Origin of the sequence: Glutamicibacter sp. 0426 (assembly GCF_001906485.1) — a bacterium.
GTDB classification, from domain to species: domain Bacteria; phylum Actinomycetota; class Actinomycetes; order Actinomycetales; family Micrococcaceae; genus Glutamicibacter; species Glutamicibacter nicotianae.
The window spans coordinates 264,940-285,703 of record NZ_MPBI01000001.1 but is presented as its reverse complement, the minus strand read 5'-3'; the positions used below and the strand labels follow the sequence as shown (position 1 = coordinate 285,703).

16 protein-coding genes are annotated in these 20,764 nt (G+C 58.9%); 3 read left to right on the top strand and 13 right to left on the bottom strand.

All coding sequences use genetic code 11. The features are described 5' to 3' along the window. Positions 1 to 98: 98 nt before the first annotated feature. The 5 genes from guaB to BKX98_RS01355 all read right to left on the bottom strand — a co-directional run bounded on the left by guaB (position 99) and on the right by BKX98_RS01355 (position 8,074). Entirely contained in the window at positions 99 to 1,604 is a 1,506-nt protein-coding gene (gene guaB / locus BKX98_RS01375; RefSeq protein ID WP_038990687.1) for an IMP dehydrogenase, read from the bottom strand. 121 nt (positions 1,605 to 1,725) lie between these two features. Continuing rightward, a complete protein-coding gene (locus BKX98_RS01370) occupies positions 1,726 to 3,879 on the bottom strand; it encodes an acyltransferase family protein (protein WP_083586571.1) in 2,154 nt (717 codons plus the stop codon). 499 nt (positions 3,880 to 4,378) lie between these two features. Further along, positions 4,379 to 5,983 carry a chaperonin GroEL gene (gene groL / locus BKX98_RS01365; RefSeq protein WP_038990688.1) on the bottom strand — a complete coding sequence of 535 codons (1,605 nt, stop codon included), beginning with the start codon at positions 5,981 to 5,983 and terminating at the stop codon, positions 4,379 to 4,381. 33 nt (positions 5,984 to 6,016) lie between these two features. Beyond that, positions 6,017 to 6,313, bottom strand: coding sequence for a co-chaperone GroES (gene groES, locus BKX98_RS01360; protein ID WP_013349608.1), 297 nt, complete (start codon positions 6,311 to 6,313; stop codon positions 6,017 to 6,019). Between the two features lie 204 nt (positions 6,314 to 6,517). After that, positions 6,518 to 8,074, bottom strand: coding sequence for an amino acid permease (locus tag BKX98_RS01355; RefSeq protein ID WP_083586570.1), 1,557 nt, complete (start codon positions 8,072 to 8,074; stop codon positions 6,518 to 6,520). Positions 8,075 to 8,529: 455 nt separating this feature from the next. Here BKX98_RS01355 and BKX98_RS01350 point away from each other — a divergent pair, with 455 nt between their 5' ends. Both BKX98_RS01350 and BKX98_RS01345 read left to right on the top strand, forming a co-directional pair. Beyond that, a complete protein-coding gene (locus tag BKX98_RS01350; RefSeq protein WP_073705914.1) occupies positions 8,530 to 9,771 on the top strand; it encodes a class I SAM-dependent methyltransferase in 1,242 nt (413 codons plus the stop codon). A gap of 155 nt (positions 9,772 to 9,926) precedes the next feature. Further along, positions 9,927 to 11,069, top strand: coding sequence for a glutamate--cysteine ligase (locus BKX98_RS01345; protein WP_066140672.1), 1,143 nt, complete (start codon positions 9,927 to 9,929; stop codon positions 11,067 to 11,069). 106 nt (positions 11,070 to 11,175) lie between these two features. Here BKX98_RS01345 and BKX98_RS01340 read toward each other — a convergent pair whose 3' ends face one another. From BKX98_RS01340 to BKX98_RS01330, 3 genes are all read right to left on the bottom strand, one after another. Beyond that, positions 11,176 to 12,936 (bottom strand): DUF262 domain-containing protein, encoded by a 1,761-nt coding sequence (locus BKX98_RS01340; protein WP_233125256.1) that lies wholly within the window; start codon positions 12,934 to 12,936, stop codon positions 11,176 to 11,178. A gap of 275 nt (positions 12,937 to 13,211) precedes the next feature. Beyond that, the gene (locus tag BKX98_RS01335; protein WP_073705912.1) at positions 13,212 to 13,886 is read right to left on the bottom strand and encodes a FadR/GntR family transcriptional regulator; all 675 of its coding nucleotides are present in this window, start codon (positions 13,884 to 13,886) and stop codon (positions 13,212 to 13,214) included. After that, entirely contained in the window at positions 13,883 to 15,154 is a 1,272-nt protein-coding gene (locus tag BKX98_RS01330; protein ID WP_073705911.1) for a CynX/NimT family MFS transporter, read from the bottom strand. Before BKX98_RS01330 ends, BKX98_RS01335 begins: the two co-directional genes overlap by 4 nt. A gap of 227 nt (positions 15,155 to 15,381) precedes the next feature. Between BKX98_RS01330 and BKX98_RS01325 the strand changes: the two genes are divergently transcribed. After that, positions 15,382 to 16,551 (top strand): metallophosphoesterase family protein, encoded by a 1,170-nt coding sequence (locus BKX98_RS01325; protein ID WP_073705910.1) that lies wholly within the window; start codon positions 15,382 to 15,384, stop codon positions 16,549 to 16,551. Between the two features lie 152 nt (positions 16,552 to 16,703). On the opposite strand, the gene tsaD is transcribed toward BKX98_RS01325, so the two are convergent. Genes tsaD through alr form a run of 5 tightly spaced genes read right to left on the bottom strand, consistent with a single transcriptional unit; the run spans position 16,704 to position 20,699 of the window. After that, positions 16,704 to 17,774: a tRNA (adenosine(37)-N6)-threonylcarbamoyltransferase complex transferase subunit TsaD gene (gene tsaD, locus BKX98_RS01320; protein ID WP_073705909.1), complete on the bottom strand. Its 1,071-nt coding sequence runs from the start codon at positions 17,772 to 17,774 to the stop codon at positions 16,704 to 16,706. After that, positions 17,771 to 18,262 carry a ribosomal protein S18-alanine N-acetyltransferase gene (rimI, locus tag BKX98_RS01315; protein ID WP_083586569.1) on the bottom strand — a complete coding sequence of 164 codons (492 nt, stop codon included), beginning with the start codon at positions 18,260 to 18,262 and terminating at the stop codon, positions 17,771 to 17,773. Before rimI ends, tsaD begins: the two co-directional genes overlap by 4 nt. Then, entirely contained in the window at positions 18,259 to 18,936 is a 678-nt protein-coding gene (gene tsaB / locus BKX98_RS01310) for a tRNA (adenosine(37)-N6)-threonylcarbamoyltransferase complex dimerization subunit type 1 TsaB (RefSeq protein ID WP_073705908.1), read from the bottom strand. Before tsaB ends, rimI begins: the two co-directional genes overlap by 4 nt. Continuing rightward, entirely contained in the window at positions 18,929 to 19,507 is a 579-nt protein-coding gene (gene tsaE, locus BKX98_RS01305; RefSeq protein WP_073705907.1) for a tRNA (adenosine(37)-N6)-threonylcarbamoyltransferase complex ATPase subunit type 1 TsaE, read from the bottom strand. Before tsaE ends, tsaB begins: the two co-directional genes overlap by 8 nt. Continuing rightward, on the bottom strand, positions 19,500 to 20,699 hold the full coding sequence (alr, locus tag BKX98_RS01300; RefSeq protein ID WP_038992322.1) for an alanine racemase: 1,200 nt from the start codon (positions 20,697 to 20,699) through the stop codon (positions 19,500 to 19,502). Before alr ends, tsaE begins: the two co-directional genes overlap by 8 nt. Positions 20,700 to 20,764: the final 65 nt, after the last annotated feature.

Below are 20,764 nucleotides of genomic sequence, written 5' to 3'. Positions count from 1 at the left end.
ACATTGGCATGTGGTCGTGAGAACTCCGGCGAAAGTTGCAACGAAAAACCCCACCAAGCAGAACTCTTTGCTTGGTGGGGTTTCCGTATCAGATGCGTTTAGCGCGAACGGTAGTTCGGAGCCTCAACGGTCATCATGATGTCGTGCGGGTGGGATTCCTTCAGGCCTGCAGCGGTGATGCGGACGAACTTGCCGCGTGCCTTCAGCTCCGGAACGGTGCGGCCGCCAACGTAGAACATGGTCTGGCGCAGGCCGCCAACCAGCTGGTGGGTGACTGCGGACAGCGGGCCGCGGTAAGGCACCTGGCCTTCGATGCCTTCAGGAATCAGCTTCTCGTTCGATGGGGCATCCGCCTGGAAGTAGCGGTCCTTGGAGTACGAGGTGTTCTTGCCGCGGGTTTCCATGGCGCCCAGCGAACCCATGCCACGGTAGGCCTTGAACTGCTTGCCGCCCATGAAGACCAGATCGCCGGGGGATTCTGCGGTGCCTGCCAGCAGGGAGCCAAGCATGACCGAGTCGGCGCCGGCAACCAGTGCCTTGCCGATGTCGCCCGAGTGCTGCAGACCGCCGTCGGCGATCACTGGCACGCCAGCTGGAATCGCGGCCTTGGCTGCTTCGTAGATCGCGGTTACCTGCGGGACGCCCACGCCGGCAACAATGCGGGTGGTGCAGATGGAGCCTGGGCCAACGCCGACCTTGATCGCGTCGGCACCAGCATCGATCAGCGCCTTGGCACCGTCGTAGGTTGCTGCCTGGCCGCCGATGACATCCACGTGCGCAGCGGCTGGGTCCTTCTTCAGACGGGCGATCATGTCGAGCACGCCCTGCGAGTGGCCATTGGCGGTGTCGACAACCAGTGCGTCAACGCCAGCGTCGATCAGGGTCATGGCGCGCTCGTAGCCTTCGCCGAAGAAGCCCACGGCTGCGGCTACGCGCAGGCGGCCGTCCTCGTCCTTGGTGGCCAACGGGTACTGCTCTGCCTTGTCGAAGTCCTTGACGGTGATCAGGCCGGTCAGCTTGCCCTCGTCATCGATCAGCGGCAGCTTCTCGATGCGGTTCTTGGACAGCAGCTCGATAACGGTCTCGCGCGATACGCCTTCCTTGGCGGTGATCAGCGGCATGCCGGTCATGACTTCGTAGACCTTGGTGGTCATGTACTGCTCGCGTGGAACAAAACGGGTGTCGCGGTTGGTGATGATGCCCATCAGCTTGCGGTTCTCGTCCACTACCGGCAGGCCGGAGACGCGGTACTGCGCGCACAGCTCATCCCAGTCGGCCAAGGTGGCACCCGGGTGGACGGTGACCGGGTCGGTGATCATGCCCGATTCGCTGCGCTTGACCTGGTCAACCTGCTTAGCCTGGTCCTCGATGGACAGGTTGCGGTGGATCACGCCGATGCCGCCCTGGCGTGCCAGCGCAATGGCCATTGGAGCCTCGGTCACGGTGTCCATGGCGGCGGAGCTGATTGGCACCTGGATGTTGATGCGCTTGGTGAAGCGAGTGGTGGTGTCCGCCTCCGAAGGAATCACATCCGTCGGGCCAGGCAACAGCAGAACGTCGTCGTAGGTGAGTCCTTCAAAAGCAAAGGGGTTGAACTCAGTCACGTGGAAACCTTTCGGGGCGACAGCGGAGGTTGGTTAAATGGTAGAGCTCTTTTGGCGTTCCAGTTATTCCTTCGTGGTGCACTGTGTTCAAGCTCATGCTTCGCACCGTATCCATGGTGACTTATTCCCAGTTTGTTGCTTCCTTGAAGGAGGTGGCGAACTGGCGCTTGGCGCTGAGCACGAAGGTCTTGGACAGGTGCGAATCGTCCAGATACGTCAGGACATTTCCAATGACAGCTTTGCAGACCCCGTCGGGGCAGAGCAACCCCGTCATGTCGAGGGAAACAACCTGGTTCCCGTAATCCTTCGAATCCAGGAACTGCTCTACAGGGTTCACGCTATTCAAGGCGTAGCCGGCCGAGCCATCGCAGTTGTCCAATTCGCCCTTGTTGGAATCCACGCATTCGGGAATGGAGTAGGTGTAGCGCGGGGTATCGCGCATCGCGATGACGCGGCTTCCCGCATCCAGCAGCGGCTGGATCATCTCGGCGTAGTTGTCCACCAGAGTTTCCTGCTCTCCCGGGCTGCGCAGCATGGCATCCGGGGCAGCAACGGTTTTGCTGGCGGTGGTCAGCACCATTTGCGGCGCCAAATCCGCGACATAGTCCTGCGCCGCATCCTGGAAGTCGGAGCAGGTTTCATCCACGCGATCCGCATCGGAACCGTAGCGGCATCCTGGCTCGTAGACCAGGATCCAGCTTCCGCCGGCTTCCTCGATCATTGCCGATGCCGCCGCAGACCAGTGCTGCATGTGGGAATCGCCGAGCAGCACCAGGTCCGGTGCTCCCCCGTCAAAGTCGCCGCCCTGCTCGCAGAAGTGGATCCGCTCATCCTCGGGGGCGTTGGGCCCTTCGCAGGCGATGCCCGGGGTCTGCCACTCGCCATCCAGTTCGGTGGCCAGCGGCAAGGTCAAGGCAGCAGGCGATGGATCCCAGTCCTCGGTCGCGTTGGCACCGGGGTTGTCGGTATCGGTCTGCGCCGCAGCCAGGGCACGGCGGTGCTCGACATTGTTCTCCCATGCCAGTACAGGGAGGCTGGCTACGCCAATTCCCAATGCAACAACCGCGAACTGGGCGATCAGCTTGAAGCCGGCCTGCGGTATCAAGCGCGAGAAGCTTGGGCTGGCCTGCCAGGCGATGGCCGGCTTCTCAATGAACTTGGTGGTGCACCACGAGGCGCCGATGGATGCCGCGATGAGGATGGCACCAGCCAGGAAGGAGGCCTTCTCATTGCCGGAGACCTCAAGGTAGAAGACCAGCATGGGCCAGTGCCACAGGTACATGCCGTAGGACAGGTCGCCCAGCTTGACCAGCGGGGGCAGTGAAAGCAGGCCGGATGGGTTGGCCCAGCTGCGCGGAGCCGGGGCGGCAATCACCAGCGCGGCGGCGACGGTGGGAACCAGCGCCATGAAGCCCGGGAACTGTCCCTGCACATCGAGCACGGCACCGCTGCCGATCACGGTGACCAGTCCTGCCCAGCCGCCAATGCGGCGGATCTTCTCCGGCAGGGTGGACAGCCATGGCAGGGCCAAAGCCAGCAGCGAGCCGAGCGCGAATTCCCACAGTCGCGCGCCAGTGTGGAAATACGCGACCTGCTGGTTGGTGGCGGTGATGTGGATGGAATATGCCAGCGAGCCTACGAAGATGGCACCGAAGGCGCTGCCGGCTACCAGCGCGAAGCTGCGGCGGGAGAAGAACTTCTTCCAGACCAGTGCGCTGCCGGCGAGCACCAGCGGCCAGATGATGAAGATCTGGCCCTGGACCGACAAGGACCAGAAATGCTGAAGCGGCGAGGCGGCAGCGGTGTTGAAGGCGTAGTAGTCCACCTGGTGGTTCGAGAGGTACCAGTTCTGCCAATAGAACAGGGAGGCATTGGACTGGTCAATCAGTTCCAGCCAACGGGTGCTTGGCAGGATGATCCACGCAGCGATGACCACGCCTATGATGACCACCGCGGCTTGCGGGATCAGGCGGGAAAATCGATGCAGCCAGCCGTCCAGCAGGGGCGGGCGCTGCCCGCGGGCAATGCGCCGGGCAGTGGAGGAAGTCAGGAAGAAAGCGGAGAGCATCAAGAAGATGTCCACACCGCCGGAGACCCGGGAGAACCAGATGTGATAGCACATCACCAGCAGGACTGCGAGGGCGCGAAGTCCCTGCAAATCAACTCGGAAACCGGCACGTTCCGTGGTTTTCCGAGGCTGATCCAAGGTATGGGTCACTGGCTGCGCTTTCGTCGGGAACAGGAAATGGTCCTCGGCGCTTTCTTCTCGAATCACGTCAGACAACCAACCATCTTATCAATCCGCACCACGCGTTCTTCCCCATCTAGCGCTTTCCACAACTGTTCTGCCTCGAATGCAGAAAGCTCCCATAGTGCTGACTTGTGATGGTTTAGTTGCGGCTCCTTGGAAAAATGTCACCGGAATTCCGGCGGTTCATGCTCAAAACCACGCATCTCGGCCTATTCCAACATGCAATGGCGCAATTTGCCTTGGGCCCGACACGGCGCAATTGGGATGCCGAAAAGGCAGTTGCTACGGCTCAGGACAGGAAGATGCATGTACTCTGCCAGATGCATGGCGCTCCGCTCGAAGCTTGGCCAAGGGTACTACCTGGCCACAGCTTGGACCCGGCGTGCTTTTCCGGTTCCATGCTTTCCAACCTGTCTCGCTATCTGAAGGCAGCATGGAGAAAGCCGCCACCGGAACCAGCTTGAGGTTGGTCCCGGCGGCGGCTTTCGCGCACGGGCACTATGCCCATGCTTCACGCTTGGCCTTAGTGGCTGTGCGCTTCTTCGTCTGCTTCTTCGGCCTTCTCTGCCACCAGGGTCTCGGTGGTCAGCACCAAGGCCGCGATCGACGCTGCGTTGCGCAGTGCCGAACGGGTGACCTTGACCGGGTCGATGACGCCTGCGTGCAGCAGGTTCTCGTAGACACCGGTCTTGGCGTTGAAGCCTTCGTTGGCGCCGGACTCTGCGACCTTGGAGGCAACTACCGAACCGTCGAAGCCTGCGTTGGTAGCGATCCAGAACAGCGGCTGTACCAGGGCGCGGCGAACAATCGCTACTCCTGCTGCTACGTCGCCTTCGGTGGCCGCGATGCGGGCATCGGTATCCAGCGAAGCCAGCGCGTCAACCAGGGCGGTACCGCCACCGGCAACGATGCCTTCTTCCAGCGCCGCACGGGTCGAGGACACTGCGTCCTCGATGCGGTGCTTGCGTTCCTTCAGCTCGACCTCGGTGGAAGCGCCCACCTTGATTACGCCGATGCCGCCGGACAGCTTGGCCAGTCGCTCGGAGAGCTTCTCGCGGTCCCACTCCGAATCGGTGCGGTTCAGCTCAGCCTTCAGCTGGGCTACGCGCTCTGCCACATCCTCGTCGGTGCCAGCGCCATCAACGATGGTGGTGGAATCCTTGGTGATGGTCACGCGGCGTGCCGAGCCGAGCACCTCGGTGCCGACCTGGTCCAGGGACAGGCCCAGTTCCGAGGAGACAACCTGGGCACCGGTGAGGATGGCCAGATCCTGCATCATGGCCTTGCGGCGGTCGCCGAAGCCTGGAGCCTTGACGGCTACCACGTTCAGCAGGCCACGCAGCTTGTTGACCACCAGGGTGGACAGGGCTTCGCCCTCGACGTCCTCGGCGATGATCAGCAGCGGCTTCTTCGCTTCCAGGACCTTTTCCAGCAGCGGCAGGAATTCTGCCACGGTGGAGATCTTGCCCGGGTTGATCAGGATCAGTGCGTCTTCCAGGACAACTTCCTGGCGCTCCTGGTCGGTGATGAACTGCGGCGAGAGGTAGCCCTTGTCGAACTGCATGCCTTCGGTCAGGACCAGCTCGGTGGCGGTAGTCGAGGACTCTTCGATGGTGATTACGCCATCGGTGCCCACGGTCTTGAAGGCCTTGGCCAGCAGTTCGCCGATTTCATCCGACTGCGCGGAGATCGCGGCAACGTTGGCAACCTTGTCCTCGACGGCCACGGCGTTTGCTGCCAGTGCGTCAGAGACGATCTCGACAGCCAGTTCAATGCCCTTGCGGACATCGCCCGGAGCGGCGCCAGCGGCGACGTTCTTCAGGCCTTCCTTGACCAGGGCCTGGGCGAGCACGGTGGCGGTGGTGGTGCCGTCGCCTGCTACGTCATTGGTCTTGGTGGCTACTTCCTTGGCCAGCTGCGCGCCAAGGTTCTCGTATGAATCTTCCAGATCGATCTCACGCGCAATGGTGACACCGTCGTTGGTGATGGTCGGGGCGCCCCAGGTCTTGGCAAGCACCACGTTGCGGCCGCGTGGGCCGAGGGTGACCTTCACCGTGTTTGCGAGCTTATCGATGCCCGCTTCGAGGGCGCGTCGTGCATCCTCGTTGAATGCTAGCTGCTTAGCCATGCATTTTCTCCTGAAACTTTAGAGAGGTTGGCGTTACTTTACGACGACTGCCAGTACGTCGCGAGCCGAGAGCACCAGGTACTCTTCGTTGCCGACCTTGACCTCGGTTCCGCCGTACTTCGAGTACAGGACTACGTCGCCTTCTGCGACGTCCAGAGGAATGCGGTTGCCGTTGTCGTCGATGCGGCCTGGGCCTACTGCAACTACGGTGCCTTCCTGCGGCTTTTCCTTAGCGGAGTCTGGGATGACCAGGCCCGAAGCGGTGGTGGTTACGGCTTCGACCTGCTTGATGACAATGCGGTCTTCGAGCGGCTTGATGGAGACAGACATGGTCTCTCCTTTTCGTGTATGAACCAATGGTTGTAGGGGTGCGCCCTATGGCATTGGACCAACCGTCGTCGCGGTGCCAGTTGGTGGTATCCAGTCAGGCGGTGTGCCACGCTGCAAGCTGCAGATGCAACTTCCAATGCGACACCCACACATGACTTTAGGACGAGCTTTAGCACTCGGTCAAGGTGAGTGCTAATCATTGCCCTAGTTCTTCATACCGGTTCGCGCAGAGCGCACAGCCGCGGACTCCTCGATGTCCTCCGGAGCATTCAGGTCCATCTCGGTGAGCTTGACCAGCTTGGACTTGGTCACCATGCGATGCACCAGCCACAGCCCGAGGAACAGCGGCAAGCCGATATAGGCCGAGAGCACTTCCAGGGCATGGCCTGCGAGCACCGCTTGGTAGTTCTGCCCGATGATCACTGCGATGAGCATCAGGAACGCGACTATCGGCCCCAGCGGGAAGAGCGGGGCCACATAGGGCAGGTCCTTTGCGCTGTAGCCCTGCGCGAGGTAGCCGCGGCGGAACCGGTAATGGGAGACGGCGATGCCCACCCAGACGATGAATCCGCACAGGCCCGAGACGTTCAGCAGCCAGGTATAGGCCGCTCCCTGGCCCACCAGCGCGGTGAGGAATCCGAACAGGCCGACCGCCGCGGTGGCCAGCAGCGCCATGATCGGCACGCCGCGAGAGTTGGTGCGCCCGAAGATTTTCGGCGCCTTGCCGTCATGGGCCATGGCATAGAGCATGCGGGTCGACGCGTAGAGCCCGGAATTGCCGGCTGACAGGATGGCGGTGAGGATGACGGCATTCATGGCAGCCGCGGCAAAGGCGATGCCGGCCCGCTCGAAGACCAGGGTGAACGGCGAGGACGCCACATCCGCTTCGCCGCTGGCCAGCAGGCTCGGGTCGGTGAAGGGAATCAGGCAGCCGATGATGAAGATGGCGCCAATGTAGAAGAGCATGATGCGCCAGAACACCCGGCGGATGGCCTTGGGCACTTCGCGGCGCGGATCCTTGGCCTCGCCGGCGGCTACACCCACCAGCTCGGTGCCCTGGAAGGAGAAACCGGCAATCATGAAGACCGAGACGATGGACAGCCAGCCGCCATGGAAAACATCCTTGCCTTCGCGCCAGTTCGCCAGGGGATCGGCGTGCGATCCGAGGACGCCGAAAATCATCAGCACGCCGGCGGCCAGGAAGGCGATGACGGTGGCCACCTTGATCAGGGCGAGCCAGAACTCGCCCTCGCCGAAGGCCTTGGCAGACAGCGCGTTCAAGGCGGTCAGCGCAACCAGGAAGACTCCGGCCCAGACCCAACCGGGAACATCGGGCAGCCAGAAGCTCATCACGATGCCGGCTGCGACCAGTTCCGCCGCGACGGTGATGGCCCAGTTGAACCAGTAGTTCCAGCCAATGGCGAATCCGAAGGACGGAGAGACGAAGCGGGTGGCGAAGGTCTGGAAGGATCCTGCCACCGGGATCTTCGCGGTCATCTCGCCCAGGGACTGCATGAGCAGGTACACCATGAGTCCTACGGCCGCATAGGCCAGCAATGCGCCGCCGGGTCCCGCCTGGGCAATCGTGCCGCCCGAGGCCACGAACAGCCCAGTGCCGATGGAACCGCCAATGGCGATCATCTGCAGGTGGCGGCTGCTCATGCCGCGCTTGAGCTGGTTCTGCGCCTGAGGCGCCGGATCCCCCGGCGCAACGGCCGCGGTCTTTTGGTCGATAGTCGACGTCGTTGTCGTTCGCTGCATAGGTTTCATCACAGGTGCCATACAACACCAGTCGCGCGACGGAATGCGACGCGGATCACTTCACGTTTTGCTGAAGGCGTTTGCCCGCTTGCCGGCAATACTTCTCCACGGTCCAGATAACCGGTGCACGGCGACGGTGAACTGTAGAACAGCGAGAGCTCTACTTGTTAGTCGGATGCACCAGATGGCAATAAGGATTACGCTTTCTAACCAATTTGATGCTCATGAAAAAGCATCCCTTACTCTAGCGCGTTTCGGATTTCAGATCCTCCGGCTTCAAGATGCTTCTTTCCCGGGTGTTCCCGGCCCGCGTACCAAGTCGTGGCAATGCCTTCTCGGTGATTCTGTGAATTCCGAATATGACGCGCTTTTGTCACATAGATCACGTTCTTTGCGGGTTGGACGCACCATGATGCCCGCACATGCCCGAGGCTCATCGACGATAGTCTTGGTTCATGGCCCAGGCTTCAAATGACTCCACGCTGATTGAACAATTCGCCGCTCTGCTTTCGGAAGATGGCTGGAAGCTGCTTTCCACCATCGATCCATCCATGGTGGCTTCAAAGGATGCCGCCTGGGCGCTGAACGAGAAGCTGCGCAAGGAGGGCCACGACCCCAAGGTGGTCCGCGCTGTCATGGCCCAGGCCGAGCTGCGATTCAGGGCTCGGGTGAAATTCGGCCCATTCGCCGATTCGCTGGTCCTGACCCCGGCCGGATTGGAGCAAGCGACCCGCCTGACCATTGCCGGGTTGCATGCACGCCGCTACACGAATGCCGGATCCACCCATGTGGCAGACCTCGGATGCGGCATCGGCACCGATTCGATTGCGCTTGCCAGCGCAGGACTGCAGGTCACCGCCGTTGAGCTGGATGAAACGACTGCGGCCGCCACAACCTTGAACCTGATGCCCTTTGACAACGCCAAAGTAATCCACGGCAGTGCCGAGGATACGGACCTGACCGGCATTGATGGCATCTGGCTGGATCCTGCGCGGCGCACCGACGTGAAAGGGAGCACCCGTCGGCTCTTCGACCCCGAGGCGTTCTCCCCTCCGCTGTCTTTCGTGGAGAAACTGGTGGACACGGGGCTGGATGTCGGAGTGAAGCTGGGCCCTGGCCTTCCTCATGAAGCGATCCCGGAGAATGCCGAGGCGGTCTGGATCTCGGACCATGGCTCGGTCATCGAGGCCTGCCTCTGGTTCGGCAAGCTGAAGCGCAAGGACATTGCCCGCGCCGCGCTGGTGATCGACAAGGACGGCGCCCACGAATTGTCCAGTGCTGATACCGCGGAGAACGACCAGCCAGCACCGGTAGGCGACTTGCAAGCGCACATCTACGAACCAGATGGCGCAGTGATCCGCTCCCACCTGATTTCGGCGTTGCTGGAGCAGACTGGCGGCCATCTGCTCGATGAGCATATTGCCTACTTCACCCATGAGCAGCAGATTTCCACGCCGTTTGCGCGCGGCTACAAAGTCCTGGCAGTCCACGACTACAACGTCAAGAAGCTGCGCAGCTGGGTGAAATCAAACGGCATCGGCACGCTGGATATCAAGAAGCGCGGAGTCGACGTCACTCCGGAAGAATTGCGGCGCATTTTGCTGGCGGGCACTCCCAAGAGCGCCAAGAACAAGGCCACGCTGATCCTGGCCCGTCTGGGAGACAAGCGCGTAGCATTCGAGGTGATCCCGCACTAGTCTGGGGTGACGCAGGTCCCACCGGAACATTGCCCTGGCGGGAGCGGCGCAATACATACAATAATTATGGAGAATCACCGGGCAATCGGTGCGTACTCCATCCGTTTGGTTCGGCTCCGGAGCAGTCCGTCCGAGATGTCATCAATAGGAGCGCCGTGCAGAAAATCGAGTTCGCCCAGTCTTCCCAATCCACCATCGGTGTCGAGTGGGAAATTGCCTTGGTCAATCGCGAAAGTGCGGACTTGTGCTCGGTTGCCGAGAACATTCTCAACCAGCTCAAGGACGAGGCCGGCCTCGCCCATGATGAAGAGCATCCCACGGTGAAGCCGGAGCTGCTGATGAATACCGTCGAGGTAGTCACCGGCGTCCACACCACCGTGGCCGATGCGGCCGAGGAACTGCGCACCAATGTGCGCATGCTCAACGAGGTGGCGGGCAATCACGGGGTGGACTTGTACTCTGCAGGTTCGCATCCGTTTGCCGCACCGACCTTGCAGCCGGTGACGGACAAAGACCGCTACGCCAAGCTGATTGACCGTACCCAGTGGTGGGGACGGCAGATGGTGATCTACGGCGTGCACGTACATGTGGGACTCGATGACCGCGAGAAGGCTCTGCCCATCACCGACGGGCTGATCAACTACCAGCCGCATTTCCAGGCCCTCAGCGCTTCCAGCCCCTACTGGGGCGGGGAAGACACCGGCTACGCGTCGCAGCGTTCGCTGATGTTCCAGCAGCTGCCGGCGGCAGGGATTCCTTTCCACTTCGATTCGTGGTCCGAGTACGAAGCCCACGTGGCAGACATGCTGCACACCGGGGTCATTGACGATGTCTCGGAAATCCGTTGGGATGTGCGACCGGTGCCGCGTTTGGGCACCGTGGAAATGCGCATCTGCGATGGCGTCAGCTCGCTGGAGGACATTGCCGCGATCACCGCGCTGACCCAGTGCCTGGTGCACGACATGTCGCTGTCCATCGAAGCCGGCTACAAGATTCCGGTCATGCCGGCCTGGTTCCGTGTGGAGAACAAGTGGCGCGCCGCCCGCTACGGACTGGATGCCATCATCATCCTCAATGCGCAGGGCGATGAGATGCTGGTGACCGATCACCTGCGCTCAGAGGTCAAGCGACTGGCGCCGATCGCCGAGCAGCTGGGGTGCTCCGAAGAATTGCAGGGCATCATCCGCTTGATTGAGCGCGGTGCCGAATACCAGCTGCAGCGCAATACTTTTGCGGCTGCGGGCGGGGACTTCAAGGCTGTGGTGCAGGAAAACGTGAGCCGAATGAAGGCTGTCTAGAGACAACTACCTTCCATAATTCGCGGACCGGGACTACCTAGCGTTCCATATAAATGAAACTCCAACATACCCAAGCTTTATTATGGCTAATTAGATAAATTCAGCTCTAAAGCGCCTCATAATAGTCCTTAATTGCGGCAGCCATTAGTACTCGGCGTTTCGCTAGGAACTCAAAGTAGTTAGTCGCATCGACTTGCTCAAGACCTTCCGGCAAGGCATTTTCTTGGAAGTTTTGCAATAGGTCAGCCCTATCTTTGATTTCCCCTAGGTCCAGAATCTTGGTTTCAATTTGTTGATGTATTCGCGCCAAGTATTGGGCAGGCGATGCATCATTAATCGCTATATTAACTGCGGTTTCGGTCAACGCATAGTTTGCGACTTGGTTATAATCTGATCGGTCCGTAAGACCGGAAGTTATCAAGTAGTTTTTTGGAACGATATGATGGATATCCCCTGAGTGCTCCTGCATCGTTGCCACGGAAATGTGCTTGGAAAGAAAACCTCTGGCTCCGCTCGCAACTTGAGAAGCAATAAACGTCTGGAAATACGGACTATTAGTACTTGTTGTCTCCAGATTCTGGGGCAGGTTCACGGCCCAGAAGCCTTCGCTAAGTTCGGACTTCTCGATCTGCTCTAGGTATTCAGCAGCGCCGTGTTGGGTGATTCTGCGCATGTCCTGTTCCCAGGTTGATTCGAAGCTTCCAGAATGACGACCGGTCAGCGCAGACATCACGAACCATCGACGCGTTATCCTCTTTCGCTCGCCTTCGCTCATCTGCTTGTCTTGACGCAATTTAAGGTACAAACCATATGCGAAGTTCAATGCGTTCTTAGAATTTATGAGCTTCGACGATATGAACCCTGCCGATTTGATGAGCATTACAAAATTCTCAAACTGATATTTCGACGTGATTTCGATCAATGCAGACTCGAGTTTGTCGTAGGCTACCGGGATACGGGATTCATCGATTTTACGAGTTTCCGGATCTCGACCAGATAGTTCGCTTACGATGGACGAAGCCTTTCCGCGATTGAACCCAACTAGACCAGCCACTCGAACGATGTCGTTATAGCTTGGGTCATATAGATCTTCCGCGTCTTCTTTCAACCAACTGATCCTTGATAAAAACCCTGATTGAGCAAACTCTGTATCATTTTCCGCTATATCTTCGTATGCGTGAGGAGCAACAGACAAGTGACAAAAATAATCAATCAACTTTCGAAGGTTGCGGCCTCGATCGCCATACGTGGCTATCTTGCTCATTGCAAAGTCCGCGCTGGACAATGGGACGCCTTTTGAATTGATTCGAATGAAAATTTCAGAGACGGTTTCAACGTCGAGATCATCGCTCAATGCAATGACTCCGATTTGAGCATTCCTAATCTCAGCAAGATGGGCAATATTCTCGGCGGCTACATCTTGATCCACACCAGGATTGTGCTGGAGATAGGTGCCGACAAACTTAAAAGCGGCTGCACTCTTAAAAATCTCACTAATATCAGAAATCCACTGCGGGTCTCTTCGAATCACTGGAGTTAGAGTGGCAAATTCTTCTGTCATGGGATTGAAAGCAATTGTTATACGCTTCCGACTGTACTTCTTGGTCATGACTGTCATGCCCGCAATAGCCGCTTGAATTGCCGTTACGCGTTGCTGCCCGTCAATCAAGATTTGTTGATGGGCTGCGATGCCCCCGCCCTTCAAATGCGCGCCAACAGATTGCCAGGTGATGAGATATCCAACCGGATACCCACGGTAGAGCGAGTCCATGAGATCGCGAACTTTGACGCTGTCCCAAACAAATGGTCGTTGAAGCTCTGGTATTGCGATTTGTTCGCTCTGCACCTGTGACAGCAAGGTGCTCACGGGCAATTGATTTACAGTGTACTTTGCCAAAACGGTTCCCAATTTTTCGTATCATTAGAGTGTTCATTACCAAATCTACAGTGTTGCAGATAAAGACAAATACCTCATTGTCGAAGCGTTTCACGCTAAGAGTCGATCAGTTCAAAACAAGAATTAGTCGCACTATGGGATCGTAGTTGAGCTGAGGGACGACACAGTAAATTTCCGGGAACACTGATTTGCTTTGCATTTAGCCTCAAATCAAACTGTGTGACTTCAGGTTTAAATTGTAAAAATTATGGCATCCAGCTCATGCAGTAGTCGAGGTTCTTGATGACGGTTCTGGCGGCGGCTTCAGAGTCGCCTGCCTGGATTGCGTCCACCAATGATTCGTGGCCCTCGTGCAGGCAGCCATCGAATCCGTCGGAAAGCCGCTGGACCATTTTGGTTCCGTGGAAGACATCCCCGAAGCTCTCATAGATCTCGCTCATCAGCGGAACTCCGGATGCCCGCGCCACTTCCAAATGGAACTTCCAATCGGCTTGCGCCCAGGCCGGAAAGTCCCGGGATTCCCACGCCTCGCTTCGCTGGCTCAGCAGCGTTCGCAGCTTTTCGATGACTTTCGCATCACCAGCTTTCGCTGCGAGCCGGGCCGACTGGGTATCGAGGGCGAAGCGCACTTGGAGCACGTCCTGGTCTGAGTGGTCTCGGAACACGCGTTGAGCGGTGCCGCTGATCTCGCTGGTCGCCCGCACATAGGTCCCATCACCGCGGCGAACCTCGAAGATGCCAGTACTGGCCAACGCCTTGATAGCTTCGCGCAAGGTTCCCCGGGAGACACCCATTTCAGCCATCAGCTCGGGCTCTGCTGGTATCCGTTCCCCGACCTTCCAGCGGCCTTGGGCTACGGCGGCTTGCAACTTCGCTCCGACCTCTTCGGACAATGGCGGACGCAACGGGGTCTTGCTCATGATCGCTCCACTTCGGCATCGCTGTCGACTTCAATCAGCTGGTGGTCATCGGTTTCGGTACGCAAGCCGCCGAGCTTGAAGCAGAACAACAGCTGCATCACGGAGAAGCCAAGGATGATCACCAGGCCAGCCGTCCACGACCCCAAAGCACCTTGCATGAGTCCCAGTGCGAAAGGGCCGATGGCCGCAAGCAGGTAGCCGACAGATTGGGCCACGGTGGACAGTGCAGTGGTTTCCGCTGCGCTGCCGCCGCTGCGGCTGATCATGAGCATCACCAGCGGGAACACCCCGAAACCCAGGCCGATGAGGATCGAGCTGATCAAGGACAGCTCCACTGGCAACAGCAGCAACGCGATAAAGCCAAGGACAGAGCAACTGGTCGTCAGCAGGAAGGCACTGCGCAGCAAGGTCGGCTTCGACGCCATCCAGAGCATGATCATGACTGCCGGAATGCTGACGCCCTGCACGATGCCCAGCATCAATCCGGCATCAACTGGCTCCAACCCGCGCGAAATGAGAATGTGCGGCAGCCAGCTGACCACGGTGTAGACCAGCAGCGACTGGAGGGCGAAAACGGTGGTGAACAGCAAGCCCTTGCGCGTAGCCAGCAACGGCCATGGGGAAACATGCGCGCCTTTTTCAACGGCAGGCCCCTTCCCGGAAATGGAAAGCGGCACCATGACCAGCAAAGCCATGCATGCGGGAATAGCCCACAAGGCCAAGGCGGTTGTCGGAGAACCTGCCTGGACCGCCAGTGGAACGCTGACCGCCGAGGCCAGCGTCGCGCCAATGGACATGGTTGTCGTGTAGGCAGCAGTCATCGACGCAGCACGATTCCTGTGGTGTTCACGGATGAACGATGGCATCGCCACATTGCAGATGGCCAAGCCGCACATGCCCACAACGGTGCCGGCCAGCAAAGCCCAGGTTGAATCGACAACACGCAGGGCGAGGCCTGCGGTGAGCAGCAGCAAGGACAGCGCTATGCCCAGTTCCAGGCCGGTCCAGCGGATCACCAGGCTCGTTGCCGCGCCAGCTACGGCAAAGCACAAAACCGGGATGGTGGGCAGCAACGAAGCGACGAATGTCCCGTACCCCATCATCTCCTGCAGGTCATGGAATAGCGGCGATGCCGAGGCAATGCCCATGCGCAGGTTCAGGCCCACAAGAATAACGGCTGCTACAGCGAGTGCACCAGCCAGCCATGGGGATTTGCGCGGAAGGTTGGCCCCTGGCGGAAGAACTGATTCAGAGGAGTTGTCGATCACGTTTAAACATTAGACGTTTGATGTTTAGCTTAGCGAATCATGTGACTCGTTCCACGTTCTGACCGGCACAAGCGCGAAAGACGCAAGTTCGCCCATTTTATTTATGCACAACAATGCCTGCGGACTACCAATGTTCACCAACCGGTCACTAGACATCCATACGCTCTAGGAGTTATCAGCCGGTCCACTTTGCAGCTGGCTACTAATTTCATGTGAAAGGCAGTTCTTTGAGCACTTCGTCTCCTGTCCCCCGTCGTGGAGTATTGATTGGCAGCACCGCTGCCGCGATTACCGGTCTGTTCGCCGCCAGCGGCACCGCAGCAGCTGCTGCTCCAGCCAAGAAGTCCACGGCATCTGCCCCGAAGCTCAAGTTCGCTGCCGACGGCAAATTCAAGATCGTCCAGTTCAATGACACCCAGGATGGGCCACGCACCGACCGACGCACGCTTGAACTGATGAACAAGGTGCTCGATACCGAGAAGCCGGGCTTCGCACTCATCAACGGCGACGTCATCAACGGTTCGCCGAAAACCGTCACTGAGGTCAAGCAAGCTATCAACAACGTGGTGCAGCCAATGGAATCGCGGGGCATCCCCTGGGCTTTGACTTTTGGCAACCATGACGAGGATTCGATGCCCAACGGCACGAATATGTCCGATGCCAAGATCCTCGATTTCATTCGCGGGTACGAGTTCAATGTCAACGCGAAGAATGACAAGATCCAGGGCGAGTCGAACTCCCAGCTTTTGATCGCTTCGTCCAAGAACGCCAAGCCCGCCTTCGGCATTTGGCTGCTCGACTCGAATCGCTACGCGCCAGATGCCATTGGAGGCCAGGATTTCGAAGGGCTCATGTCCTACGACTGGATCCGTCCGGAGCAGATCGCGTGGTACCGCGACGCGTCCAAGGCCACCGAATTACGCTACGGCAAGGTCCAGTCATTGATGTTCTTCCACATCCCGCTGTGGGAGCACCACCACATGTGGTACGGAGCCCAGTTCACTTCGAATGATGCCGACCATGAGAAGGCCGTCAAGAAGCACTCCATCGAGGGAGTCAAGAACGAGGGCATCTACACCGCAGCGTTCAACTCGGGCATGTTCACTGCCCTGCAGGAACGCGGAGATGTGCGTGGCGTGTACTGCGGCCACGACCACATCAACACCTTCAAGGGCGACTACTACGGCATCGAGCTGGGCTACGCGCCAGGTACCGGATTCGGCACCTACGGATTAGGCGGTACCGAGAACCACGAGCTTCGTGGCGCCCGCGTCTTCGAACTCGACGAGAGTAGGGACGGGGTCTATACCGGAACCCGCACCATCTTTGCCAAGGATCTGGGCATCGATATGGGCACCAAGGCCCAGCCGATCGACGAGCCGCTTCCTCTTCCATAGCAGTGAGGCCTGCTGGACGCTGAATAACCAGCGTGCAGCAGGCCATCTGAACCGAAAAGCACAGGCATAATGGCGTTCCGGTATTTGCCTAAGCCTCCCAGGGACTAGAGGACCAGTACGAGTATCCGGTTCTAAGAAATGCAGATCTGCGCTTACCGCAAGGTGATCTGCGTTACCGGCTGCGACGAGTCAGTAGCGAAATCCAGGCCCGACGGAGCCACACCATCAGCGACCAACTGTGCGCCGAGCGCCGCGACCATGCCGCCATTATCCGTGCAGAGGCTGAACGGCGGAACCACGAGTTCGATTCCCGCCGAGGTGCAACGCGCTGCCAGCAGTTCGCGCAAGCGGGTATTAGCTGCCACTCCCCCGCCCAAAAGCAAGGTCTTCAGGCCTTGTTCTTGCATGGCACGCACGGCCTTCGAGGTGATGACATCCACGACTGCTTCCTGGAATGAAGCGGCAATGTCGGCGACTGGGACTTCTTCGCCATTGGCCTCGAAGTGCTCTACGCAGCGGGCTACAGCAGTCTTGAGTCCCGAGAATGAGAAGTTGTTGCGGTGCTTGCCAGGATTCGCGGCGCTGCCGACGAACTTCGGCAAGGACAAGCCGCGAGGGAAGCGGAATGCCTTGCGATCTCCGTCTTTGGCCGCTTTGTCGATGGCTGGCCCGCCAGGATACCCCAGGCCCAGCAGACGAGCAGTCTTGTCATAGGCTTCGCCGGCCGCATCATCAATGGTCGAGCCCAGCAGCTGCACATCGTTGGTCAGCGAAGTGACTTTCAAGATTTCGGTATGCCCGCCCGAGACCAGCAGAGCACCGAAGGTCGGTGGCAATACGGTTCCTTCGAGAACACCTACGCCTACATGGGCAACCAGGTGGTTGATGCCGTAGAGCGGTTTGCCGGTTGCCAGGGCCAAGGCTTTGGCCGCTGAAACGCCCACCATGAGCGCTCCAGCCAGGCCCGGACCACTGGTTACAGCGATGGCATCAATATCGTCAAGAGCCAGTTCGGCTGTGTCCAACGCGGACTGCAAGGTTGGCACGAATGCTTCCAAGTGCGCACGGGCCGCGATCTCGGGAATGACACCGCCAAAGCGCACGTGTTCATCCATGGAACTGGAGACAGCGTTGGCCAGAAGCTTGTTGCCGCGCACGATGCCTACGCCGGTTTCGTCGCAAGAGGACTCGATGCCTAGTACTACGGGTTCGTTGAAGCTCATGCGTTGCGTTCTTCCTCTTGTCCGTGCTGTGCATCCAGCGGGAGTCTCATAATTAGTGCATCGACCCCGCCCTTGTAGTACCTCTTGCGGCGATGGATGGTGGTGAATCCAAAGGATTCATACAGGCCAATGGCGGTGGGGTTGTCAAAGCGAACTTCGAGCATCACATCCAGCGCGTTTTTCTCGCCCGCCGTCTGGACAAGCAATGACAACAGCTTGCGTCCCAAGCCCCGGCCTTGGTAATCAGGGTGAAGGGCAATGGTCTGGACATCGGCTATCGGCAAAACCACGCAAAGCCCTGCATAGCCGACAACTCGACCAGCGTCCTCATAGACCCAGTAGGTGCGGGTATCGCGCTGCGCCAGCTCCGATTCGAAACCGGCAAGCGGCCATGCATCCTCGGGAAAAAGCTGCTGCTCCAGATCATGGACGGCTTTCAGATCATCCGGCTGCATGCGGCGCAGGAGAACCTCGTGCTGCTCGCTCACGCCTTGGCCTGCTTCATGAAGGCAGGAATCTGGGCATCGGATTCGCGCAGATACTGAGGCGAAGTATCTGAGAGGTCCTTGCCTCCAGCGAGGTCGCTCAATGCCCGACGGGCCAGGAAGCCGGCGTCGGCAATCCATTCGAAGGACTCAGGCATTGGCTTGGCACCGGCTTCCTCAAGCTGCTCGGCGTAGATGCCGGCCCCGACACCGAAAACTGGCATCGCTGGAAGAGCTGACGCTGCTGAAACGTGCGGCCCTCCAACCATGATTCCGGAATTGTCGTAGCGTGCCCAGTAGACTTCTTTGCGTCGTGCGTCCGAGGCGACAACGAATTCAGCAGGAACATCGCTGGACTCGAGCACCTGTTCGGCGAGCGCATGCAACGACATCACTCCGTGCACAGGTACTTGCCATACGAATCCGAAAGTACGCGCGGCCACCAAGCCAACGCGCAGGCCGGTGAAAGGACCCGGGCCAACGCCGACGATGATTCCCGCAAGGTCTTGGCCCTTCTGGCCGTGGGTGTCCAATAGCTCCTTGACGTATGCCGACAAGGTTTCGGTCTGGTCGTTTCCCTTGGAGGAAACACGCTTGTCGACAAGTAAACCGGTGGTTTCGTCAACTAGTGCCACCGATGCGTTGGCAGAGGTGTCGATTGCTAAGTAATTAGACATGTTTTTCTTCCGTGCGCTGTACAGAAACCGCAGACAGCAATGAATCTTTCAGCTGGGCAAAGGCATCTTCGTCCCAGCGCGGGCCGATAGCTTTCAGGCTGAACAACCGCGGCTCATCCAGTTCCTCTTCAGCTTCTTCCCATGGATTGCCGACTGGTGCGGCCAGGGCTTCGCGATCCAGCTGGATTTCCAAGCGTGAATCGGTAAGGTGTTCGACCTTCCCCAAGCCCCATTCCACGACGGTAACTGAATCTGCCAGCGTGGATTCAAGATCCAGGGTGTCCACGTCATCATGGTCCTTGAGACGGTAGGCATCTACGTGGATCAGACCGGGTCCATCCCCAAGTGATGGGTGCTGGCGAGCCAGTACGAACGTCGGGGAGATGATTCCTTCACGGACGTTCAGTCCCACGCCCAGCGACTGGGTCAGCGTGGTCTTGCCAGCGCCAAGGGCACCGGTAAGGATGACGAGGTCGCCGGCTTTGAGCTGAGCACCCAAGGCTTCGCCCATTGCTTCGGTGACGGTGAGGTCATCGAGCTGGCAGGAGAACTCCGATACCGGGTTATTCACCGGCCTCACCCCAGCTGCCTTCAATGTAGTAGCGAGGTACACGTGGCGAGATGCGGGTTACCACTTCGTAGTTGATGGTGTTCGCTGCGTAAGCCCAGGTGTTGACCGACTGCCCGCCGTCACCGAAGATAATTGCTTCAGCTCCCAGGAATTCTTCTGGGTTGATATCTGATCCCAAATCGATGACGCACTGGTCCATGGCAATGCGACCACGTACTGGATAGGTGCGCCCATTGACAGTCACTGGAGCACCGGTTGCGATCCTTGGCAGTCCATCGGCATAACCCATGGGGATCAGGCCGAGGTAGGTTTCGCCTTCGGTCTTGTAATTCAGGCCATAGGAAACACCCTGCCCCGGGTGAACCTTCTTGACATTCGCAACCCGGGTCTTCACTGTCATGGCTGGGCGCAGCCCGAAGCTCTCTGGCGATTCACCGTCAAACGGGCTAAGTCCATACAGGCCCAGACCCAGGCGCACCATTTCGTGATGTGAATCCGGTCGAGAAAGGATGCCAGGAGTGTTGGCGATATGACGCACTTCCAAATCGAAGCCAGCAGCTTCCACCAGTTCTATGGCCCTGTCGAAGACTTCCAGCTGCTCATCGGTTTCCGGGCGTTCAGGTTCATCTGCCACCGCCAGGTGGGAGAAGATGCCAACTACACGCAATAACCCTTCTTCCTGGAAATCGCTGGCGCGGTTCAGCAGATCCGGCAGGGCATCCATGGTGGAGCCATTGCGGCCAAGCCCGGTATCTACCTTGATGTGGATCCGTGCCGGAGTCTGCACAGCACGAGCCGCGGCGGCAACGTATTCAAGTTCCCAGCCTGAAACACCGAGGTCAAGACCGGCGTCTATGGCGGCCTCGAACGGGGTGTCTTCGGTATGCAGCCAAGCCATCATGGGCGCATCGACTCCCGCGTCGCGCAGGGCGAGTGCTTCAGTGACATGGGCGCAACCTATCCACCGGGCTCCGCCTTCCAAGGCAGCCTTGGCTACCGGGATGGCACCGTGCCCGTACGCGTCAGCTTTGACGACGGCCATGACTGCAGCTGGGGCCACAACATCAGATATCTGCTTGACGTTGTTGCGGATGGCCGACAGGTCAATGACTGCGCGGCGTTCAAAGCCGATCGCCTGTGCACTGCTGGTGCTGTTTGTCAGGTTGCTTTCTTCAAGCGCTTCAGAGTTCACCCATTCATCTTCGCACTTTTCTGAACCACTTGCCTTGTTCACCCATGCGCAGTTCGGCACATGAT